This is a genomic window from Bradyrhizobium sp. AT1 (assembly GCF_001590795.1).
GTDB lineage: Bacteria > Pseudomonadota > Alphaproteobacteria > Rhizobiales > Xanthobacteraceae > Bradyrhizobium.
In genome coordinates, this window is the sequence record NZ_JXDL01000001.1 from 2,087,530 (window position 1) to 2,105,485 (window position 17,956).

At 64.0% G+C, this 17,956-nt stretch carries 14 protein-coding genes; 6 read left to right on the forward strand and 8 right to left on the reverse strand.

The genetic code is table 11. From position 1 onward, the window contains the following. Window positions 1-7 precede the first annotated feature (7 nt). The 6 genes from SE92_RS10075 to SE92_RS36585 form a co-directional block, all read right to left on the reverse strand. Window positions 8-1,279, reverse strand: coding sequence for an efflux RND transporter periplasmic adaptor subunit (locus tag SE92_RS10075; RefSeq protein WP_063195564.1), 1,272 nt, complete (start codon window positions 1,277-1,279; stop codon window positions 8-10). Then, complete coding sequence (locus SE92_RS10080) at window positions 1,276-4,458, reverse strand: efflux RND transporter permease subunit (RefSeq protein WP_063195565.1); 3,183 nt, start codon at window positions 4,456-4,458, stop codon at window positions 1,276-1,278. The genes SE92_RS10075 and SE92_RS10080 overlap by 4 nt, the downstream gene beginning before the upstream one ends. Window positions 4,459-4,538: 80 nt before the next feature. After that, window positions 4,539-5,462, reverse strand: coding sequence for an RNA polymerase sigma factor RpoH (gene rpoH, locus SE92_RS10085; protein WP_063195566.1), 924 nt, complete (start codon window positions 5,460-5,462; stop codon window positions 4,539-4,541). Window positions 5,463-5,514: 52 nt separating this feature from the next. Beyond that, window positions 5,515-6,939, reverse strand: coding sequence for a sensor histidine kinase (locus SE92_RS10090; RefSeq protein WP_063195567.1), 1,425 nt, complete (start codon window positions 6,937-6,939; stop codon window positions 5,515-5,517). A 9-nt stretch (window positions 6,940-6,948) separates the two neighbouring features. After that, window positions 6,949-7,629 (reverse strand): response regulator transcription factor, encoded by a 681-nt coding sequence (locus SE92_RS10095; protein WP_063203435.1) that lies wholly within the window; start codon window positions 7,627-7,629, stop codon window positions 6,949-6,951. 71 nt (window positions 7,630-7,700) lie between these two features. Then, a complete protein-coding gene (locus tag SE92_RS36585; RefSeq protein WP_063195568.1) occupies window positions 7,701-7,886 on the reverse strand; it encodes a hypothetical protein in 186 nt (61 codons plus the stop codon). A gap of 234 nt (window positions 7,887-8,120) precedes the next feature. Between SE92_RS36585 and SE92_RS36590 the strand changes: the two genes are divergently transcribed. From SE92_RS36590 to SE92_RS10130, 6 genes are all read left to right on the forward strand, one after another. Continuing rightward, window positions 8,121-8,366, forward strand: coding sequence for a hypothetical protein (locus SE92_RS36590; RefSeq protein ID WP_063195569.1), 246 nt, complete (start codon window positions 8,121-8,123; stop codon window positions 8,364-8,366). A 262-nt stretch (window positions 8,367-8,628) separates the two neighbouring features. Then, window positions 8,629-8,997 carry a hypothetical protein gene (locus tag SE92_RS10110; protein WP_063195570.1) on the forward strand — a complete coding sequence of 123 codons (369 nt, stop codon included), beginning with the start codon at window positions 8,629-8,631 and terminating at the stop codon, window positions 8,995-8,997. Between the two features lie 831 nt (window positions 8,998-9,828). Further along, on the forward strand, window positions 9,829-11,247 hold the full coding sequence (locus SE92_RS10115; protein ID WP_084251784.1) for a condensation domain-containing protein: 1,419 nt from the start codon (window positions 9,829-9,831) through the stop codon (window positions 11,245-11,247). Between the two features lie 2 nt (window positions 11,248-11,249). Continuing rightward, window positions 11,250-12,638: a WS/DGAT/MGAT family O-acyltransferase gene (locus SE92_RS10120; protein WP_063195572.1), complete on the forward strand. Its 1,389-nt coding sequence runs from the start codon at window positions 11,250-11,252 to the stop codon at window positions 12,636-12,638. Continuing rightward, window positions 12,631-14,019, forward strand: coding sequence for a hypothetical protein (locus SE92_RS10125; RefSeq protein ID WP_063195573.1), 1,389 nt, complete (start codon window positions 12,631-12,633; stop codon window positions 14,017-14,019). Before SE92_RS10120 ends, SE92_RS10125 begins: the two co-directional genes overlap by 8 nt. A 93-nt stretch (window positions 14,020-14,112) precedes the next feature. Beyond that, window positions 14,113-15,486, forward strand: coding sequence for a hypothetical protein (locus tag SE92_RS10130; RefSeq protein ID WP_157095292.1), 1,374 nt, complete (start codon window positions 14,113-14,115; stop codon window positions 15,484-15,486). A gap of 132 nt (window positions 15,487-15,618) precedes the next feature. Here SE92_RS10130 and SE92_RS10135 read toward each other — a convergent pair whose 3' ends face one another. After that, a complete protein-coding gene (locus SE92_RS10135) occupies window positions 15,619-16,785 on the reverse strand; it encodes an ABC transporter permease (RefSeq protein ID WP_063195575.1) in 1,167 nt (388 codons plus the stop codon). 2 nt (window positions 16,786-16,787) lie between these two features. Then, window positions 16,788-17,948: an ABC transporter permease gene (locus SE92_RS10140; protein ID WP_063195576.1), complete on the reverse strand. Its 1,161-nt coding sequence runs from the start codon at window positions 17,946-17,948 to the stop codon at window positions 16,788-16,790. Between the last annotated feature and the right edge of the window lie 8 nt (window positions 17,949-17,956).

Consider the following 17,956-nt stretch of genomic DNA (forward strand, 5'->3'; position numbering starts at 1 on the left):
GGTATTCCTAGCTCGTCTCGGTCTTGCGAACGGTGACCTTGCTGCCCTCTGCCAGGTTGACTGCAGGATTGAGCACGACCTGGTCACCGGGCTGCACGCCCTCGCGCACTTCCACCGTGGTCCCGAAATCCCTGGCGATCGAGACCTGTTGAAAATGAACCGTGCCATTCCGCACGACCACGACATGGAGGCCTTTCTGATCGAACACGAGCGCGTCGGAAGGAACCGTCATCGATGCCGTCTTGCGCGGGATCGATAATTCGACCGTGCAATAGATGCCCGGACTTAGCAGGCCGTCGGGATTGGGCACGTCGATCTCGGTCAGCAGCGTCCGGCTCCCCGGCTGCAGGGCCGACGCGATCCGCGTGACCTTGCCCGCGAAAGTCCGCCCCGGAATCTCCGGGACGCGAATGTCCGCTTCGACGCCCGGGCCGACGCCGAAGGCTTCATCCTGCGGCACGAACACCTGGGTTCGGATCACATCGGAGTGCATCATCGTGAACATGAAGGTCGAGCCGGCCTGCACCAGACTGCCGTTGTCCACGTTACGCTGCGTCACCACGCCGTCGAACGGCGCCACCACACGCTGGTAGGCCTTCTCCTGCTGAAGGACGCGGATCTGTGCTTCCTGCGCAGCTATGTTCGACTGGGCGACACCCACCGCCCCCTGCTGCGCCCGCAGGGTGAGACGATCATTATCGCCCTGTTGCGCCGTCAGCCAGCCCTGCTTGACGAGATTGCTGTCGCGCGAATTGGTGACGTCGGCCAGCTCCCGGCTCGCCTGCGCCTGCTGAAGCGCGGCCTGATCCTGGACGAGCGTCGCCTGCGCCTGCGCGATCTGCTGATCCAGCTCCGGCGCAGTGATTTCCGCGAGGAGATCGCCCTTCTTGACCCGATCGCCGATATCGACGTAGCGCTTCTCGATATAGCCGCTGGTCCGCGCGAAGATGTTGGCGGCCTCGAATGCGGTCGTCGTCGCCGGCAGGCTGACCTTCATGATCTCGCCGCTAGGCTTGACGGTTGCGACGCGAACGTCGGGAATGTTGGTCCGCGCCTGCTCTGCCACCCTCGCAACGTCGCGGGCGGCCTCGTAGTGCCGCCACCCACCAATGCCGAGAGCACCCACGAGCACCACGAGCACGCCTCCTCCGAGCAGCGCACCACCGTAACGGCGTCGGGGTGGTCCACCCCTGCCCGGCAGCTCCACGATCCGGAGGCTCTCCACCCCGGGGCGGTCGCTTGCCTCCTGGTCATCGCTTCTTGCGCGAACATCGCTCATTCCGGTTGCTCCTCGAATACGCCGTGGTGAGGCTTGCCGTCGTTGCCCTTGCGCAGCATGGCGAACAGGTATGGCACGATCAGCAGGGTGGTCGGTGTTGCGAACAGCAGGCCGCCGATGACCGCCCGCGCGAGCGCTGCGTTCTGCTCTTCGCCGGGCCCGCCGATCGCCATCGGGATCATGCCCACGATCATGGCCGCTGCGGTCATCAGCACCGGCCGAATTCTCGTCCGGCCCGCGCTCAGCGCTGCCTGGAACGCAGAATGGCCCCTCAATTGCTCGTCGCGGGCGAAGGTCACGAGCAGGATGGAATTGGCCGAGGCAACGCCGATCGCCATGATCGCCCCCATCAGCGAGGGCACATTCAAAGTCGTGCCGGTGACGAACAGCATCGTCAGGATGCCGCAGAATGTCGCCGGCAGCGCCAGGATGACGACGAAGGGATCGCCGAAGTTCTGGTAGTTCACGACCATCAGCAGGTAGACGAGGATGGCCGCGAACAGAAGGCCGGCTCCGAGATCGCGGAAGGATTGATGCATGCTCTGGATCTGGCCGAGAACCTGAATTGAATTGCCCGGCTGGAGCTGCTTCTGCAGGCTGGACGTCACCTTCTCGATATCGGCCGCAACACTGCCGAGATCGCGGCCCTGCACGCTCGCATAGACGTCGTACACCGGCTGCACATTGGCCTGGTTCGAATTGGTCGGAACGGTGCCCCGCTTGAAGGTCGCGACATTGCTGAGCAGGCCGGGCACCGTCTGGCCGCTCGCGGCGAGCGACGCCGAGACTGGCGTGTTGCCGAGGGCGTTCAGCGAGTTGGCACGATATTCGGGCGTCTGCACCGCCAGGTAATACGGGATACCCGATGCGGGATCCGTCCAGAAATTCGGCGAGACCTGCGCCGACGATGAGAGGCTGACATTGATGTTGGTCGCGACCGTAGAAGCATTGAGACCGAGTTGCGCGGCGCGGGTGCGGTCGATGTCGGCGTAGAATGCAGGAGCATCGACCTCCTGCTGCAGGTGCGCGTCGACGACGCCGGGGATCGCGGCAAGGCTCTTCTGCAGCTGCTTGGCGACGGCCAGATTGTTGTTGCCGTAACCGACCGTGCGCACGTCGATCTGCGCGGGGAGACCGAAGTTCAGGATCTGCGTGACGATATCCGCGGCCTGGAAATAGAAGGTATCTTCCGGGAATGCCGTCGGCAGCACTTGTCGCAGCTTCTTGACGTAGTCCGCAGTCGGTTTATGCCCGTCCTTCAGCGACACCAGGATGACGCCGTCGTTCACACCGATCGTCGAGCCGTCCGTGAATGCGAGATTGTAGGCGCGCGCCGGGAGACCGATATTGTCGACGATCAGCGCCCGGTCGCGCTCCGGGATGACTTCGCGGATCTTGTCCTCGACGGCCTGGAAAATCGCTTCCGTACGCTCGATGCGGGTGCCGGCGGGCGCGCGAACGTGGAGCTGAATCTGGCCTCCGTCGATCAGGGGATAGAAGTCCCGGCCGACATAGACGAACATGGTGGCTCCGAGCATTAGTACCAGCACGGCGACGACCGGGATGATCACCCGATGCCGCAGCAATTTCAGCAGCAGATCGGAATAACCATCGCGCAGGCGCTCGAACCCGCGTTCGAAGGCGGCGGAGACGCGCGCGAAAATGTTCGAGGGGCGCGCCCCTTCACCATGACGCCGCTCGCTCTTCAGCAGCAGACCGATGGTGATCGGCGTCAGCGTCCGCGACAGGCCGTAGGACGCTAGCATCGCAAACACCACGGCAAGGCCAAGCGGCGTGAACAAATATTTGGCCGGGCCCTCCAGAAACACGACCGAGGTGAACACGCAACTGATCGCAAGCGTCGAGACCAGCGTCGGCACCGCGATCTCGGCCGCCCCGTGCAGGGTCGCGTCCGGCAGCGGCATGCCCTCCTCGGTCCAGAGCCGGTGCGTATTCTCGATCGTCACGGTCGAATCGTCGACGAGGATGCCGACCGCAAGAGCCAGGCCGCCGAGCGTCATCGTGTTGAGGGTCTCGCCGAGGAAATACAGGACGATCAGCGAGGACAGCATCGCCAGCGGGATCGAGATCAGGACAACCAGCGTCGATCGCCACGATCCCAGGAACACCAGGATCATGAGTGCCGTCAGGCCGGCCGCGATCGCCCCCTCGCGCAGCACGCCGTCGACCGAATGAGTGACGAAGATCGACTGGTCGAACAGCTCGTTGATCTTCATTCCCGCGGGCGCCGACGCGCGGATCGACTTCAGGGCCGCCTTCACGCCATTAACGACGGCGAGCGTCGAGGCATTGCCGTTCTTGATGACGCTGAGCAGGACGGCGCGATGGCCGTCCTCCCGCACGATGTTTTGCTGGACCTGGGCGCCGTCACGGACCTGGGCGACGTCTTTCAGGAAAATCGTGGCTCCGTTCGCGAACTTCACCGGGATCATGTTGAGATCCTGGATGGTGGCCGGCGTCGCGTTGGTCCGAACGGTGTACTGCGTGTCGCCGATCTTGGTCGTTCCGGTCGGCAGCGTCAGATTCTGGGTGTTCACGGCGTTGACGATGTCGAGCGGCGTCAATCCGCGCGACAGCAGCTTGTTCGGATCGATATCGACCATGATCTGGCGGTACTTGCCGCCGGCAGGCGTGGGCAGGGTCACGCCCGGAACGGGGGCCAGTTGCTGCCGGACCCGGTAGATGCCGAAATCGTAGAGCTGCTGCTCGTTCAGGCTGTTCGACTCGAGGCTGAGCTGGAGCACCGGCACGCTCGAGGCATTGAACTGCACGATGATCGGCGGCTGGATGCCCGGCGGCATCAGCGCGCGGATGGCGTTCGTAGCCGAGACGATCTGCGAGATCGCAAGATCGAGATTGACGTCCGGCTGGAAGTAGATCTTCTGAATCGAGAGGCCGTTGAGGGTTTGAGCCTCGATATTCTTGATGCCGCTGACATTGGCGCTGATCGAGTACTGGCTGTAGGTGCTGACACGCTGCTCCATCTCCGGCGTCGAGAGACCGGTGTAGCTCCAGATGACCGTGACGACCGGGATCTGGATCTCCGGAAAGATGTCCGTCGGCATCGAGCGGATCGCGATGCCGCCGAGGAACAGGATCAGCGCCGCAAGCACATAGAATGTGTGCGGAAGCCGCAGCGCGAATCGAACAATTCCCATGATGGCCTGCCTGGAGCAAATTTATGCGGGATCGTTGGAGAGGTGAGACGGGGCGGAGCTCCGTTCAAATGAAAAGCAATTCAGTCTCCGCCCGCGACGGAGCCCGACACATCCTCTGCGGCGAACATGACGGCCCGCCTGACCCTGGCGAAGGTGCGGATCTCGATCTGGCGAACCCGCTCGCTGGAGATGGACAGCTCCCTGGCGAGCTGATCGAGCGTGACGGGGCATTCCGTCAGCCGCCGCGCTTCGAAGACACGACGGTCCCGCGGCGCCAGCCCATCCAGCGCCGCACGCAAGGCCTTGCTGCGCTGCTCCGTCTGCTCGTGATCGGCCAGCATCGTCTCCGCGTCGACCGCCCCGTCGACCAACAGGGCCTCAAGCTCGGTTCCGCTATCCTCGTCTCCGACGCGTGCGTTCAATGACAGGTCGCCATTGAGCCGCGCGTCCATCTCGATCACCTCGCGCGCTGTCACGTCGAGCTTCCCGGCGATCAATTCGGCGATTTCAGGCGTGAGCCCCGCCATCACGCCGCCGGAGGCTTTTCTGATCTCGCCGCGTAGCTTGAAGAACAGCTTCTTCTGCGCAGCGGTCGTCCCGATCTTGACCAGCGACCAGGACCGCAGGATGTAGTCGTGGATGCTGGCCTTGATCCACCAGATCGCATAGCTGGAGAACCGCGCGCCGCGACCGGGCTCGAAGCGCGACGCTGCGATCACGAGGCCGAGATTTGCTTCCGCGATCAGATCGACCAGCGGCAGGCCATATCCCCGGTAACCTCGCGCCAGCCTCGCGGCGAGGCGAAGATGGCTGGTGACGAGCGCATCCGCAGCGCGCCGGTCCCGCGTTTCCTGCCAGCGGCGCGCCAGTTGCTGCTCCTGCCCCGGCTCGAGCAGATCGAAGCGCCTGATGGTCGCGGAATACGCGGTGAGGAACGGCGTCGACACCGCTGCAACCGGCACGGCAACAGGATCGCGCCTCACGATTTCATGGCTGGTCTGCATGTGTCACTCCATAAGTCCAGAAATCTGGATGATCTCAGCGCGTGTCATGGGCTCATCCCACCCCGCCCGCGTCTGCGTGCAGCAAGGTCCGCGACCGGCGCGTGACGGGCCTGCTCGCACGTCCGATCGAGGCAAGGATCTCGATCCGCCCACCGGGAGCCGGGCCGATGACCAGCCGGAAGCCGTGCAGCTTGACGATGGCGGCGACCAGGCTCAGTCCGAGCCCGACGCCGGGCGTGTTACGCATCTTGTCGGAGCGGTAGAATCGCCGCAGCACCGCCTCGCGCTCCTGCTCGCTGATGCCGGGCCCGGTGTCGCTCACGCGCACCAGCGCAGTGTCGTCCTCGGCGTCGAGGCGAAGTTCCACCCGTCCGCCTGACGGCGTGAACTTGATGGCATTGTCGACGAGATTGGCGACCGCCTCGAACAAGAGGTCCCGGTCGCCCCACACCTGCACGTGACGCTCGGTGACGGCACCGAGCCTGATGCGCTTGTCCTCGGCGATGGGTTCGTAGAGGTCGCAGACCTCGCGCAGGATCTCGTCGAGCGCGACGTCGCCAAAGCCGGCCATGCGCCGGTTGTTCTCGATCTCGGTCAGGCGCAGCAGAGCCGTCACGATCGCGAGCGACTGGTCGATGCCGGCGATGGCCTTGTCCGTGACGTCCTGGAGCTGTTCCAGCGTTGCCGCATGCGTCCGCCCGCGCTCCAGCGCCAGGCGGACCCGGGTCAGCGGAGTCCGGAGATCATGAGCAATGTCGTTTCCGAGGCCGGCGAGCGCATTGATCATCATCTCCATCTCGTCGAGCATGCCGTTGACGATCCTGGCCAACCGCGCGAACGGATCGTCCGCGCCGCTCTCCGGAAGCCGTTCGCGAAGCTCGCCGGCGACGATGCGCTGGACCCGCTGGTTAACCTCCTCCACGCGTCTTTGCGCGCGGAAGCTGAGCCAGGCACCGGCGAGCAGGCAAAGGCTGAAGGCCGGCAGCAGGCCCAGGGCGAGAGCCTCGCCCACCACGCTCGCGATCTCGCGCGTCTCGTCGACGTTCCGTCCCATCACCAGAACATCGCCGCCATCGAGGCGCCTGCCGACGGCCCTGACGACCGGAACGTGGGATGTCGGCTTCTGCAATAGATCCAGTTGCACGCCCTGCACGGCGCCATCGGGTTCGAGCTGGCGCGGCAGATGGTCGATGTTGCCGGCCAGCCTGTTGCCGCCGGCATCGAACAGTCCCGCGTATTGCACACCTCTTGAATCCTGCGCGAGGTGATCCGCGATGGCGTTCAGGCGGCGGGACGGGGGCAAGTCTGCGATAAAGCGGATCTGCGTGGTGATCATGCGATCGGACCGCGCGACCAGATAGGCATCGAGCTTCCAGTAGATGAATGCGAACAGGGCAACCACGAACAGCGCGAAGGCGGCCGCAACGGCGAGGGCCCAGAGGAACGTGCTGGAGCGGATCAACTGGATCTGGTGCATGGCCCGCCCCTACCGCCGCGAGCGCAGAACGAAGCCGGAGCCTCGCACGTTGTGGATCAGCGGCACCTCGCCGGGACCGTCGACCTTGTGGCGAAGCCGGCCCATATGGACGTCGATCAGGTTGGTGGTGGCTGGCACGAATTTGTAGTTCCAGACCTCCTCGAGCAGCATCGCGCGGGTCAGCAGCTGATCGCTCCGGCGCATCATGTATTCGAGCAACCGGAATTCGCGCGGCAGCAGGTCGAGCTCACGTTCGCCGCGCCTCGCGGTCCGCTCGATCAAGTCGAGCTGCAGCGGCCCGACCTGAAGGACCGTTTGGCGGCTGTCGCTCGGCCGACGCAGCAGCGCCTCGATCCGGGCGACGAGCTCGACCAGCGCGAACGGCTTCGTGAGATAATCATCCCCGCCCATGCGCAACCCGCGCACCCGATCGTCGACGGCGCCCAGCGCACTCAACACCAGAACGGGCGTCCTGACCTGATCCTTGCGCAAGGCCTCGATGACGGTCAGCCCGTCCATGCCCGGCAGCATGCGATCGACGATCATGGCATCGTGGCTCGACGTGCGGGCCCGGCCGAGACCGTCTACACCGTCGGCGGTCCACTGCACCTCGAAGCCGCGATCGGCGAGCTCGGCGACGATGACCTCGGCGGTCTCGGTGTCGTCCTCGATCAGGAGAATCCGGTTCATGGCTGCCATCCGGCGTTCCGCAGAGCGCTTTGGCTTGCGGCGCAAATGCTCCTGCTCGGCGGCACGCGGTGTCATGATCGACCCCCGCCCGTTGCCGAGGCGCGGCGCTGATGCCGCTTGATGCCGGCCACCCGCTGCGTGACGAGGTAATGCCGCAACCACCGGGGTGCCATTAAATTCGAGTTCATGATGTCGGCCTCGCTCTCCACGCGCAGCACAACTGCAGAGGCGATCGGTCTCGCCGATGTGGTGATCATCTTCCGGGCTCCATTGCGAGCTGCGCCGGATCGAACATAGGCAGTCAACGCAGGCGCTGTCGTTTCAAGGACCACGGATGTTATGCTTTCGCACGATCGTGGTTGCGAGACAGGATCAGCTCACGGGCGGTTGAACCGCGGTGAGGAAATCGTGCGTTTGAATCGCGTCCGATCGTTCGCACATCGAAGGCGAGCCGGCTCGATCCGGCCCGATGCCGTCAATGGAGAGATCGAATGACCACGTCCAAACTGCTTTCGATGGGATTGATCGCAGCCGCCATGCTGGGCGGCCCCGCCATGGCGCGTGAGCACCATCGCATGGTGCAGCAGCCCATGGTGGAAGCCGACACCGTCGCAACGAACGCACCGTTCTATCAGGGCGAACGCGCCTGCATTCCGGCACCGCGCGTCGGCGCTTTCGCCACCGCGCCGTGGACCGGCAACAACGTGCCCTGCGAACCCGGCACGGGCAGCTACTGATCACGTCGACGCGACCAGCCGGATCACGCGGCGGGACGCAGCACATGGAATGACAAGGGAGCGGGCCGCGCTGGCAGGCCCGCTCCCTCACTTTCGTCGCGGCGATGCGGCGGGATCACCTTGGCGAGCGGCGCAGACGTCTCTGACTGCGAATTCAGTTGGACTGGCGCGCATAGTCCCTACCTCTCCCTGATCACTGGCCTGTTCATCCGCTGCTCGAGGCACAGCATGGCCGAGCAGCGCAACACGAGAGGAGTCATCCATGAAACGGACAATCATGATTCTGGCGACAGCAGCGCTCGCCTCGACACTCGCCATCGGTGCGGCCAACGCGCATGGTGGCGGTGGTCACGGCGGCTTTGGCGGTGGGGGCTTCGGCGGCGGCCATGCGGGCTTCGGCGGCGGCGCGCATTTCGGCGGCATAGGCCACGCGGGAGGTTTTGGCGGCGGAGGCGCCCGGTTCGGCGGCGAGCATCTCGGCTTCGCCGGTCATGGCGGCGACTTTCGCCAGCACGCATTCCACCACTTCGGCCGCATCCGGTCCGGCTATGGATTCTACGGCGCCTATCCGGATTGCTATGACTGGTATGATTTCCATCCTTCCCAACCGCTGCCGCTGAGCTGCAGCTGACCAGCGATCACGCGTCGATCGGTCCGGTCCGATCGAGCGCACGGCGCCTTCGTCTAGGACGGAGACGGTGCAACCACGGGATGCTCTCTCGAGAGCATCTCGAACTCCACGCATGCCCGCAATCGCGAGTATCGTTGTTGCACCACGATGCGCACGACTGCGGACTTTCCAGGAGGCTGCCGCTCGCGTGAACGTCATGGAAATTGTAGGCCCAAGGAGGAGTGCGCCAACGATCTCAAAAATCGAGGGTACGTTTCCGTTGCTGGCGATCTTGGGACCGCGCAGAAGAAAGCCGCGGCCCTGCACATTGAGTTTGCAGCCGAATAGGAGTGAGACCTCTGGCAATCAGCGTGCTGGACGATCGATCTGAAGTTCACTAGTTTGGTATCGTATTTGGATTGTAAGTATCTGCCGGAAGAAGGTTTCGATTGTGAGTGCTATTGCCGTCGGCATTGGCTTCAGACTACCGGGATATATCGTCTCGCCAGACGCAGCGGAGTCCGTCCGGAGCGGCCACGTTGCGGGATTTGGGGGCCGCGGCCGAACCGGCGGACCGCCTTCCCCTGGAGTCCCGACGCACGCCGCCCATCGAGCGGCCCGCGTTGTTGCGGCATATGATCATCGAGGATCTCGGTATCATCTTGCGCCGCAGGGGGAATCCAGGCCGCTCACTTTGCGATTGCGACCTCGACTGACTCGGGACGCTCCAACTGCTGATCACTTGAAGCCGACACCGGCATTCGGCTCCCCGCCGGGGACGCGACGACCGTACGCGCACTGGCCGACAAACCGGGGTGATGCAAGGACTGCATCTAGCCTAAGCGGTTGCCCATGACTGATCTGCGTCCGCTGCACGACTGGTCGGGACCTCCTGCAACGCTGACTCTCTGGCGCCCGTCTGCTGCATCAATGGAAAGTGCGAAGCTCGCACCGGTGTCGCCCGTATTACCCAGTTACGAACAGGAACAGCATCTGCGCGCCTTCCGCGCGTGTGAGCAGCGGCACGAGTCGATGGCGCGGCTGCTTGTCGTTGTGTGGGACGAAGCCGGCCGGTGTGACCTCAGGGCCATGACCCATGTTGTGACTGCACATCTGCGTAGGCACGACACTTATCATAGCTGGTTCGAGGAGCGCGGCGAAGCAATAGTACGACACGTACTGACGGATCCTGCGGCGATCGAGATGGACTGTTCGACGTTGGGTGAGGTCAGCGCGGAGGATTGGCAAGAGCATGTCATTGCGACCCCTGCACCGTTCGCGTGGGATTGCTTTCGCTTCGGCGCTCTCCAGCACACAACCGGGTTCACTTGCTTTGCAAGCATTGACCACTTGCACGCCGATGCGACCGTTGTCGCGTTCCTGATGGCGGAGATCCGCTCAGCGTATCGCGCTGTGCGCGACGGCCAGACGTCGCTTCAATTCGGTCCGCCGGGGAGCTATCTAGCTTACTGCAGCAGTCAGCGCCAGCGCGCAGCCACGACAACGTTGGCGGATCCTGAGGTGAAGGAGTGGATCGCGTTCCTGCATCGCAACGATGGGCGGACGCCGTCTTTCGCGTTGCCGCTCGGGGTGCTGGAGGATCGCTATCAGGCCGAGTATGTACACGTGGATGTCCTAGATGATGCCGTCATGGCCGCGTTCGAGTCCGCATGCCACGCTTCCGGCGCGCGGGTGATCGGAGGCCTGTTGGCCTGCGCGGCCCTGACCGAACGGGAATTGGCTGGGCGCTTGCGCTACAGTATTGTCACTCCCACAACGACGCGAAGATCGGCACCGGGTTTCAGAACGACCGGCTGGTGCGTTGGATTGGTGCCCATCGATTTCGAGGTCCAAGAACGAACGTTTGCGCAACTCGCCTTCACGGCCCAGCGTAACTTTGACGAACGGCGAGGCCTCGCCCACGTGCCGATCGAGCTCGTACTTGAACTCGCCGCCGGGCTGCCGACGATCCGACCCGTCGCCACGGGTGGCGTCATGCTATCCTATATGGACTCGAATTTTCCTCCGCGCAGTGCACACGTTGCGCGGGAATTGCAGCAGGGGAATGGACGAGGCTATATCAACCAAGGCATGGCCGCGCAGGTTGCGCTCTGGTTCTTCCGTACGCATCGTGGGCTCTCGCTGACGGTGGCTTATCCGGCAAACCGGACAGCCCGCGCCTCGATGCACCGGTATGTAAAGACGCTTACGGCCGCATGCCGCCAGGCGGCCGACGCATTGATGCCGACCTACTCCGATGTCGGCGCTTAGCGATGACCTACGCCATGTCTCACCCAGAGAACGTGCCGAGCCTGCCGCCGCGCTTCGTGTCTTTCGCGGACCAGGGCATTTACCTTGCGCATACCTCACTCGGGCAGCATGCGGTCATTCAGGTGCTGTGGCGCTATCTCCGGCCTGTGGACCTGGACGCGCTGAGACAGTTCCGTGACAATCTGGCGCTCGGGCTGCTCGCACGGCTGATCAGGCCGGCGCTGCTTCCGTTCGGGCGGCACCAATGGGTGAGCGCGCCAGCCCCATCCGCTGCTCTCGCTGTTGCCGAGCCGCCGCTTGCCCCGGAGGCGATACAGGCATGGGCCGACGCGCAGGTGGAGCTTCCCTTGGACCCCGCGCGGGGACCAGCATGGACCTTCACGATCCAAACCTTCACCGACGGCTCCACCGTGGCCTCGCTCGTGGTGTCGCACTGCATCGCGGACGGACTGACAGTTCTAACGGCCATCAGCGAAGCCGTGCGAGGCGTGCAACGGCCGCCACTCTCTCCCGCATGGTCAGTCTGGTCGGCGCGCCGCGCCGCGACAATACTGGGTGCCGAACTCCAGCGCATGGTCCGGGACGCGCCGGCGACGCTCCGGGCGCTCGCCCAACTGGCCGGTGCGGCATACAACTCGCGCCCCACATACACCGTGCCCACCGTGGTGCCGGCCGCGACGATCGCCGACACCCGGAGGATCGTATTTCCGTCGGCCTTCATACGCCTGCCCATGTCCCTCTGGGATGCCAGAGCACAGTGCCGCGGTGGGAACCGATCCACGCTCCTGACCGCGGTCACCGCGGCGTTTGCCGAAGCGCTCGGTCGCGTCCGCGATGATAGTGTCACCTTGCTGATTCCCGTGAGTGAACGAGCGGGTCTGCCGCATACCGGCGGGAACGGGGTCGCGCTTGCCACCTTGAAGGTGCGTGTCGGCGAACTGCGAGGGCGCCTGCATACGTTTCAGCGGCGTCTGCGGGCTACGTTGCTGCGGACGAGACGCGAACCCAATCGACTTGCGGCACTGCTGCCCTTGGTGCCCTTTGTGCCCAGACGTGCATTTTCGGCTGCCACCCGTCTGGCGCTTGCCACGCTCGGCGACCTGCCGGTCACCTGTTCGAACTTGGGTCACTGTCCCAAGGACGTGCTCCGGATCGATGGCGGCGCGGCCGATCGTTTCTGCTTTCGCGGCATCGACCATCCGGTCGAGCGGCGCGCGATCGAGGAGCGCCGCGGTGTGGCGACCCTCTTCGCCGGCATCATTCCCGGGTTTATCATCTTGAGCTTCGTTGCCTACCAGCCCGGCGTTGTAACGAGCCCTCAGCATCTTCGTGCTCTCATCGAACGCCTCCTGGCTGACTACGAACTTCATGGCGAGTTTTTCGATGCTTGAGACGAGCGCGCCCGGCGCCCCTGCATACGCGCGGGACCGCCTCGCCTGGGTGGACCAGGTGGCCTACGAATTGTTCAGGGTCACCGGACGAAGGCAATTGATGCAATGCCTCTGGCTCTATGATCGTGACGTGAATCTTGCCCCGCTGGCGCGAACAATTGAGCGGCTCGCCGCACTGTCCTTCAATCGGCTCATTGAGCCGTCACCCTTGCCTTGGGGAAGGCCTCGTTGGGTGAAACCGGCGGAGACGCCCATTCTGCCCGAGCAGAGTTCGGACCTGCTGCCTCGGTCGCGGCTCCTGCAGTGGGCTAATCGGCACGCGCGCGCGCCCATAGACCCGGTCGTCGGTCCGGGGTGGCGAATGGCTATCCAGCCGTTCGACGATGGCAGCACAGCCGTGAGCATCGTCGGATCTCACGTACTCCTCGACGGAATGGGAGCCTTGCGCGCTATCGAGGCTGCTGCAGTGGGCATCGGCGTCCCGAACCGGTATTTGCCCAAAGGCGCGCGTGGGCGGCTGTCCGGGTGGGTGTCGGACGCTTGGCAGATCCTCGCCGACGCTCCGCGCACGATGGCTGCACTCGCTCACAGTGCGCGCGCGTACCGGTACAGGCCCGCCGCCTCTCTACAGAGGCCGGCGGCTACTGTCACCGAACCGCGCCATGACCCATCAACGATCGTCGAGCTTCCGGCTGTCGCGGTGACTGTTGAATCGCGTGCTTGGTTCGCGTGCGAGCAGCGGCTGGGGGGCGGCTTGAATACGCTGCTGCCGGGCTTCGTATCGTCGCTCGCGTCTACTCTCGGCAGGCGCCGTTTCTCGGACGGCGCTATCAGCCTGCTTGTTCCCATCAACCGAAGGCGTGGACTGGAGGACGAACGAGCGCTGGCGATCGAATTCCATATGATGAACATCGCGCCTGCAGGCCTGACCACCGACCTGCGGCCCGTGAATGCGCCGCTCAAGGCCCTTCTTCGTGGTGCGAGGAACAATCCGGCCGCCGCACTGGTTTCGTGCCTGCCGGCGATCGCCTGGATGCCGCGCACGGCCGCGAAGATGCTCGTGAACCGGGTATTCAATTATGGCGATGAGCTGCCAGTAAGCTGTTCCGACCTGGGAATTCTGCCGGACGGGCTTGCGCGCATAGACGGCGCGCCGTGCAGCCATGTGCTGACACGAGCGGTGGATGTCAACGTCACGCGCCAAGACCTGGAGCGCTCGCACGGTCATCTCGTTGTTGTGGCCTCGCGTTTCGAGAACACCATTTCCCTCTGCATCGAGGCCTGCCAGTTGGAACCAACGCCAACCACGACCGATGAACTTCGTCGCGTGACCTCCCTGACACTCGCCGACTTCGGACTCGATGCGATCATTGAGGCCTGACACATTGGGGCGCAGCGTCGTACATCGCCTGGAATTACCGGCCATGATGCGGCAAACTCATAGTGCAGCGATAAGAGACAGGGAGCTCAAGAGGTGACTCCTGCCAACAGGTTGCGCGAACGCCGCGGCGGGGCCAACGACGCCGGCGCAGATGACGTGCTGTGCTATATGGACCACGGCTCATTCGTTGGATTGCGCGCGCTCGGACGCGGGCCAGCGCTGCAGATCACCTGGTTATATCCCCGCCCGATCGATGAAGCCGCCGTGAGACAGTTCAGCGAGCGACTCGCACGAGGGTTTCTGGGACGCCTCCTGCAGCGTTCACCATTGCCATGGGGGCGGCACCGTTGGGTGGCCAACCCTGTGCCGGGCCCGGTGACATGGTTTCGCGACCGGCTCCCCAAGGAGAGGCTGCTTGAGTTGCGCCGGACGCTGCTCGATCTACCTGTCGATCCCGAGCGCGGACCAGGTTGGCGCCTGGCCGTTCAAGCGTTTGAGGACGGTGGCTGCGCGCTGACCATGCTGGTGTCGCACACGATCGCTGACATGCAAGCCACCAATCTGGCCATCGCTGACGCGGTGGCTGGACGACATGTCGACCATGGACTCCCAGCCCCGTCCTGGCGCTGGTCTCCGGTGATGCTGGCGCGCGACGGTGTCGAGAGCTTACGCGCCCTGCCTGGCGTTTGGCGCGCTCTGGTGGCTCTCGTGCGGCGGTCGCGCAATGGGAGCGCGGGCGTGTCGCGTCCGAGCTCCCGCGCTCGAACCGGCCACGACCACTTTGAGCCGGCAGCGGATGTGCCACTTGTCGAGGTGGTCATGGACGCAGCGGCTTGCCAACAGCGCGCGTCGGATCTGGGCGTGGCAAGCAACACGCTGATCGTGGCGGTCGCAGCACGGATCGCTTTCCGGGTGGGCCGCGTGGACGCCTCAGGACAGGCGAAGCTGGTGCTGCCGGTCAGCGACCGCCGTTCAGATGACCGGCGGGGCAACGCGCTGCGGTCGATCACTGTGATGGCGGACCCCGAGGCTTGCCGCAACGATCCGCGCGGCTTACAGCGAGATCTCAGGGCTGCGCTGGCCTCTCTGATCCGGCACGGCGATGATCTGTCGCCGCTGTTTCCGCTGATTCCGTATGTGCCGCTGTGGCTGGTGCGTCGTCTGGAGCGGGAGGCGCTCGGCGCTGGGCTGCCCGTTGGCTGTAGCCTGGTAGGCGAGTTGCCGCTGGACGTGAACCGCCCCTGCGGCGAGGCATCGCTTCTGCAGCTCTCCATTCTGGAGCACTACACGGTCCCGGACCTCCAAAGGCTGGGCGGCGTGCTATTCATCGGCTGCTACCGTCTCGGTGAACGGCTTTGCTTTACCGTTTCCGGCTACGTGCCAGGCCGTGCAACGACACGCGCCGAATTGGCACCATTGGTGCGTGATGCGCTCGCGGACATGGGCCTGTGCGGGACGGTCCGTTGACGACAACGGATAAACAAGGGGGACGTTGCATCCTTGGCCAACACTTGGCGCAACGGAAGGTGAAGCTTGATCGATCAACTCCTGCCGAGCGCCAAGATGCACCGCATGGCGGCCAAAGCGGCTGCAGAACACTCAAGCGACGCGTAGCGCGTCGACAATCTTCATGCGAGCGGCCCGTACAGCCGGCAGGAAGCCGCCGAGAAAGCCCATCACAAGCGCGAAGACGAGCGACTGCAGCACGATCCCGGGCGTCAGGACAAACCGAAATGCGAGCTCGGAGAGCGACGTCCAGTTGAGAGTCGTTATCTTCACCTGCATCATGAGCGATGCGAACGAAAGCCCCACCACCCAGCCGACGAGCGCGAGCAGCAGCGCCTCGACAAGGAAAGCCATGAGGATCCGCGAGCGCCGAAATCCGAGCGCGCGCAGGACCCCGACCTCCACCATGCGGCTGGCGACGGCCGCGTACATCGTTATCGTCGCGCCAATGACCGCGCCCAGCGAGAACATCACTGAGAGCGTGATCCCGAGCAGCCGAATGAACCCGGAGAGCAGGCGCGACTGCTCCTCATAGAAGACGCGCTCGCGCTTGGCTTGGACGGTAAGGCGGGGATCCGATTCGAGGCGCGCCTTGAGCGCATCAAAGCTGGAGCGATCAGCGAGGCGCACTGTGACCGAGGAGAAAAAGTCTCGCCGAAACGACTGCATGAGCTGCTCGTTATCGCACCAGATCTCGGAGTCGAACCCGCTGCCCCCTGCGTCGAACCGGCCTACGATCTTCCAGTTCCGGTGAGCGAACCTGAGGCTTGATCCAACCTCGAGGTCTTCGAAACGCCCCGCGAGCGCTCCGCCCATTACGATCTCGTCCGATCCCGGGCGAAACATGCGTCCCTCGGCGAGCCGCACCTGCGGACGCACTGCCAGAACGGCTGGGCCAACGCCGCGGACCAAAATGTTACTCGCCTGCTTGGTCTTGCTTCTTGGCCGCGCGATCAGCACAGCCACTTCCTTCGATACGAGCGGCACGCCTTCGGCCCCGATGATCACCTCGGGCTGGCTTTCGATGATCCTGGCCTGCAGACGGTCGATCAGGCTCTGGATCTCGACTTCCGCGGAGCGGCGTACGAAGATGACGTTCGTGTCCTCACCGGTGGCGACAAGAGTTCGCTTGAGTCCGGAGTCAAGCATGAGCACGGCAGCGTAGACAAACACCACGAGGGCCATGCCTGTCGCGGTGAGAAAATTGGTGAATTTGCGCACCTGCAGGTTGCGCCAGCTGTAGGCGAGCAGCAACGGCATGTTCAGCCTACCGCCCGAAGACCATTGACGATGCTGACATGTGCTGCCCGGCGCATCGGAAATACCGCGGCGAGGGCCCCGACCACCAAGGCCGAAAGTGCCTGCAACATGACAGTGCTGGCGCTCACGATCAGTGCTGGGAAGAGCGTCGCGGAGAGTACGGCCAGGTGCGCGGCAACCGGGGGCGTGAGCGCTATAGCGATCGCGCCACCGATCGACGCTATCACGACGGATTCGCCAAGGATCAATCGTGCCACGTAGCCAGGGCTGAAGCCAATGGCCTTCAGCGTTGCATACTCGCGGAGTCGCTCGCGCGCCGTCATCGCCATTGTGTTGGCCATAACGGACAAGATTATAAAGATAACCACGAATGAGACGATCCGAATGGAAATGAGCATCGCCTCGGTCTGCTTCACGAAGCCGATCTGGAAAGAGCGCTCAGTCTCGGTGAGCGTCTCGGCAAACGAATTCCGGAACACTGCGTCGATTGCCTGACTGACTTCCGCGACGCGATCAATGCTGACGACGTCCACAACGAAGAAGCCGACCTGGTCAGCCTGTGCCTTGGAACGCACACGGAGTATTTCGTTCAGGTAATCCCAGCGGAAGTAAAGATGCGAGGTGTCGGTTTTAGGGTCTCGGCCGTCAAAGATGCCAGCGATCACGAACTCCCAGTTACCGGGGAAAATCGTCCCGCGTAGCTGAATCACATTGCCCGGCTTGAAGCCGTAGCGGTTGGCGAGTTTGCGTCCTACGATCGCGCCGCGGCGGTCGCGCAGGAAGGATCGCCGTACCTCGTCCGAAACGAGGATCTCGGGGTGCATATCTAGATAGCTCGCGGCATCGATCGCAAACTGCGGGAAGAAATTCTTCGGATCCTTGTAGATGCCGCCGAACCAGTTCATGTAGGTGACGCGTCGCACGCCGTCGACAGCGCTTATGCGCTTCTCATATGCTTGTGGCAGCGGCAGTGCGAAAGACATGGCGTTGCGGGTCAGCAGCCGCGAAGGAATGGCGCCATTGACCCCCGCGTACCACGTGTCGACGACGGTCTGGAGCACACCAAAGGCGAGAATCGCAACAACGAGCCCGAAGAGCGTCAGTGACGTGCGGAGCCGGTGGCGCAAGACGTTGCGCGCCACGAGCTTGAGCCATTGGCTCATCGCTGGCA

Excerpts from the sequence above, each read along its gene's own strand:
- SE92_RS10075 (WP_063195564.1), bottom strand. The coding sequence starts at position 1,279 with ATGAGCGATGTTCGCGCAAGAAGCGATGACCAGGAGGCAAGCGACCGC.
- SE92_RS10080 (WP_063195565.1), bottom strand. The coding sequence starts at position 4,458 with ATGGGAATTGTTCGATTCGCGCTGCGGCTTCCGCACACATTCTATGTG.
- rpoH (WP_063195566.1), bottom strand. The coding sequence starts at position 5,462 with ATGCAGACCAGCCATGAAATCGTGAGGCGCGATCCTGTTGCCGTGCCG.
- SE92_RS10090 (WP_063195567.1), bottom strand. The coding sequence starts at position 6,939 with ATGCACCAGATCCAGTTGATCCGCTCCAGCACGTTCCTCTGGGCCCTC.
- SE92_RS10095 (WP_063203435.1), bottom strand. The coding sequence starts at position 7,629 with ATGAACCGGATTCTCCTGATCGAGGACGACACCGAGACCGCCGAGGTC.
- SE92_RS36585 (WP_063195568.1), bottom strand. The coding sequence starts at position 7,886 with ATGATCACCACATCGGCGAGACCGATCGCCTCTGCAGTTGTGCTGCGC.
- SE92_RS36590 (WP_063195569.1), top strand. The coding sequence starts at position 8,121 with ATGACCACGTCCAAACTGCTTTCGATGGGATTGATCGCAGCCGCCATG.
- SE92_RS10110 (WP_063195570.1), top strand. The coding sequence starts at position 8,629 with ATGAAACGGACAATCATGATTCTGGCGACAGCAGCGCTCGCCTCGACA.
- SE92_RS10115 (WP_084251784.1), top strand. The coding sequence starts at position 9,829 with ATGACTGATCTGCGTCCGCTGCACGACTGGTCGGGACCTCCTGCAACG.
- SE92_RS10120 (WP_063195572.1), top strand. The coding sequence starts at position 11,250 with ATGACCTACGCCATGTCTCACCCAGAGAACGTGCCGAGCCTGCCGCCG.
- SE92_RS10125 (WP_063195573.1), top strand. The coding sequence starts at position 12,631 with ATGCTTGAGACGAGCGCGCCCGGCGCCCCTGCATACGCGCGGGACCGC.
- SE92_RS10135 (WP_063195575.1), bottom strand. The coding sequence starts at position 16,785 with ATGCCGTTGCTGCTCGCCTACAGCTGGCGCAACCTGCAGGTGCGCAAA.
- SE92_RS10140 (WP_063195576.1), bottom strand. The coding sequence starts at position 17,948 with ATGAGCCAATGGCTCAAGCTCGTGGCGCGCAACGTCTTGCGCCACCGG.